At 29.3% G+C, this 3,513-nt stretch carries 2 protein-coding genes; both read left to right on the top strand.

The genetic code is table 11. From position 1 onward, the window contains the following. On the top strand, window positions 1–1,321 hold a 1,321-nt coding region (locus tag CLAVI_RS05555), incomplete at its 5' end, for a hypothetical protein (protein ID WP_194844608.1). Between the two features lie 12 nt (window positions 1,322–1,333). Then, the coding region (locus CLAVI_RS05550) for a hypothetical protein (protein ID WP_194844607.1) at window positions 1,334–3,513 on the top strand (2,180 nt) is incomplete at its 3' end.

Below are 3,513 nucleotides of genomic sequence, written 5' to 3'. Positions count from 1 at the left end.
TATCATCACTACTTTGAAACATTTAGAAATCTTATCAAAAGAAAACACTGTTATTATTAATAAAAATAATATACTGAACATAGAAATAACAGATGATAAATCAATTCTTCTAAAAGATCTGTCTGGTCCTTTATCTTCTTTGCTTTATCAAAATCAAGTCATATTTAAAGAAGCTTTTGGTAAAACTCACTCAAAATTAACATCTTATCAAAACATGATGTTAACCTTAAAAGAATGTATAAAAATAGTGAAAGCTTTTGGCTCTGCTGTTGATTCTGTTAGTAAAGAAATTACATCCTCACCATCACACAGCTACAACATGCTTTTGTTTATTCTGAAACCAGAAATTGAGATGACTCAAATACAATATCATATTTTATATAGTCTTAGCTCAGATCAATCCCTGGACAAATTAATTCAATTAAGCAAAGAAAATATTCAAGCACTTAGAAAAGAAGTAAAAAATGTACTTGCTAACATAAATAAAATTTCTGTTTTTAAAATCCAAGACATAAAAACAAATAAAAAATACTTACTAAAAAGTAATCAAGAGATCTTGTCTTTATTATATAATGGAATAAAAGAAACGCAACTTTATCTAAAAAAATATCATCCTACAGAATTTGCTACTCATTTTTGTGATGATCCTTCTAGTGATATTCATGAAACGTTATTATTAATTGAAAGAGCATTTTCTTCCCCATCAGAGATACCTGTTATAACCCAACCACATGCACTAGAATCTTTCCTACAAGAAGCTATAGAAAAAAACCAACAACTCCTTCAAAAGTCCCTTCCCATTCCTGCTCATTCTAAAAAAATTTTATTTCAAAAAAAACAAAACATTTATTTATTCTCTATTAACAATATTCATGGCAACAATATTTCTAATAGTCATGTCTATAAATTTGGGTATGTACATAAAAAACAATCTAAAAAAACGATTCCATGGGTCTCAATTATACAAGAAATTTTACAACTTGATGTGGAACATATGCACACTTTATGCCATAAACAATTCATAAATTTAAATATTATACTTGAAAATCCTTTAACAAAAAAAAATATATCAATTACAAATGCTATAGATCTTTACAAGCTTATGTATGCAGGCATCCAAGAAAACCTTACTACACTTACTAAAACACTTCCTCTTGCCTTAGAAAAAACGACCTCTTATGACATTCAACAAGAATATCAAAATCTTTTAGATACTCTTACGTCGCTATTAGGAGATCATATTTCTGAAATAAAATTCCCCTATATACTTAATCATACAGTCCAACAGCCCAAAATAAAAAACAATAAAAATCTATCATAAAAAAAAATATTTATGCCCTACTTTACATTAGATTATTTCTCATCACAAAATAATATTGTTGGATTTTGTATTAAAGAAAGCCCTTTTTTAATACCACCAGAACAGATTTTTTCATTAACATCTCTAGTAAAACATATTATACAAAAACAATACCCCTGTATTTCTGTACCTTCTTCATTTCCATTAAATCCAGATACACACAGCAATATCATTATGCTTTTACAAGATGTTCTTTATCCATTAGCACAGCAAGCAAGTGAATCTTCACACTCCCAACTAATACAAGAATCTATAAAATTATTAACATCATCTATTAATCAAGAGTTTTTATCTTCAGATCCTCAATTATTTCAACAACCATTACCACAAATCATTAGCTCTTTAACAAAAACAACATTTGCTAAAAAAAGAAGCTTCTCTTCTTTAGAAAGAAGCCCTGAAAATAAAAAACAACGAATAGAAGAAAGCTCTTTTACAGAAACAAATTCTTCTTTAAACCAACAAACAAGCCCCTTCAAAGAAGATGCTCTATTTCTTAATGAAGATGAAGATATAAATATTTGGTTATCGAATGCTTTAAATGCTCCTGTAATAGATAGAGCTCTTGAGTCTTCTTTAGAACAAAAATCCCCCTTAAATACAACATCTATACAATTTTCATCCGAGACAAATCAAGAGTTAAACAACTTAATACAAAGCACATTAGAAGACGAATTATTAGAATGTATAAATGAAGATTTTTTTAATCTGTCCACGAGAAATATAGATTTTGATGATTCTATATCTGCTTCATTTAACAAAAAAGCATCTCTTCCGGTTATTATTCTTTTAGAAAATAATCAACGCTTCATTTTACAAAATCAAGACATAACTGATATCCCAATATATCTAGAGCATGTCCTTAATGGAGTTAGTCATGTCCTTGAATATGGTATTTTCTTCCAAGATGATCTTATAAAAGATATATCAACATTTTCTTACTCTCACCTTTATCATGAGACTCTCAACACTCTTTTAATTTTTCTTCTTAATCTAGAGCCTTTAATTGCATCAATGCCTAATAACGATGATAAAACCAACCTTGAAACAGAAAAACAGACTTTGATGAATGACATTATGAAACAATTACAACAGGAAAATTTTAGTGACCATGCTATTGCCTCAATAATAGCTCCTCAAGCCTATCCTAATCCATCTATTGCTTCAAAAGAAACTCTTTCCTCTACAACATTTTTAAACAGCAATGATGACGAAACTTCCTATCGCTCAATAGAACAGATCAGCACTACATCATCACAAACAATAGAAAAAAGCAATTCTACTAAAACCCCTCATTCATTAAAAAAAATAATTCTGCCTACTTTTGAAGACACTCTTTGCCTCGAAACACTTTTAAGCAGCAGTGATGATGAGCCTTCCTATTGCTCAATAGAACAGATTAGCACTACATCATTACAAAAAATAGAAGAAAGCAATTCTGATGAAACTTCTCCTTCAGTAAAAAAAATAATTCTGCCTACTTTAGAAGAAACGCTTTCTCTTGAAACATTTTTAAACAATAGTGATAACGAACCATCTCATCGCTCAATAGAACACATTAGTACTGCACCACCACAAACAATAGAAGAAAGCCATTTTGCTAAAACTTCTCCAACACCTTGTTTTATACATTTAAAAATAAATAAGGCCTATCAATGCTTAATATCCATGTCAGATCGAGATCAAAGATTCCCTGACTTTATTGGCCAAGTGAAAAAACTCCTTGTAAAAGGAACTGGTTACACCTGTCATTCATCGATTGAACACCTTGGCATAAAACCCTCTAACGTGAAAGCTAATCTATTCAAAACCTTATACCTTCTTCTTCAATACAATTTCAAACTACACCTGAATCAAAAAAAAGTCCCCTCCATAACTCAAACTTCTTTTAAAAATACCTTGATAGAAATCAATAAAGCATTGTGTTTGGAAAACCAAGACACAATAAGTCCAAATTCTGATATTTATTCTCAAGAACTCTCAAATTATATTAACTCTCAATTTTTAGAAGAGACTACAGTCACACATTATCATATTTGTTTACGTTTCATTAAATTTCATAATAAAACTATAATAAAATTATATACTGAAAAACAAAGCTCATCACACCCTAAAATCTTCACTTTATTAAAACGAAAGAACAATAATATCTT

The sequence above is a fragment of the Candidatus Clavichlamydia salmonicola genome, assembly GCF_015356765.1.
Taxonomy (GTDB): domain Bacteria; phylum Chlamydiota; class Chlamydiia; order Chlamydiales; family Chlamydiaceae; genus Clavichlamydia; species Clavichlamydia salmonicola.
The sequence above is the reverse complement of the archived record's forward strand: the minus strand, read 5'-3'. Positions and strand labels throughout refer to the sequence as shown.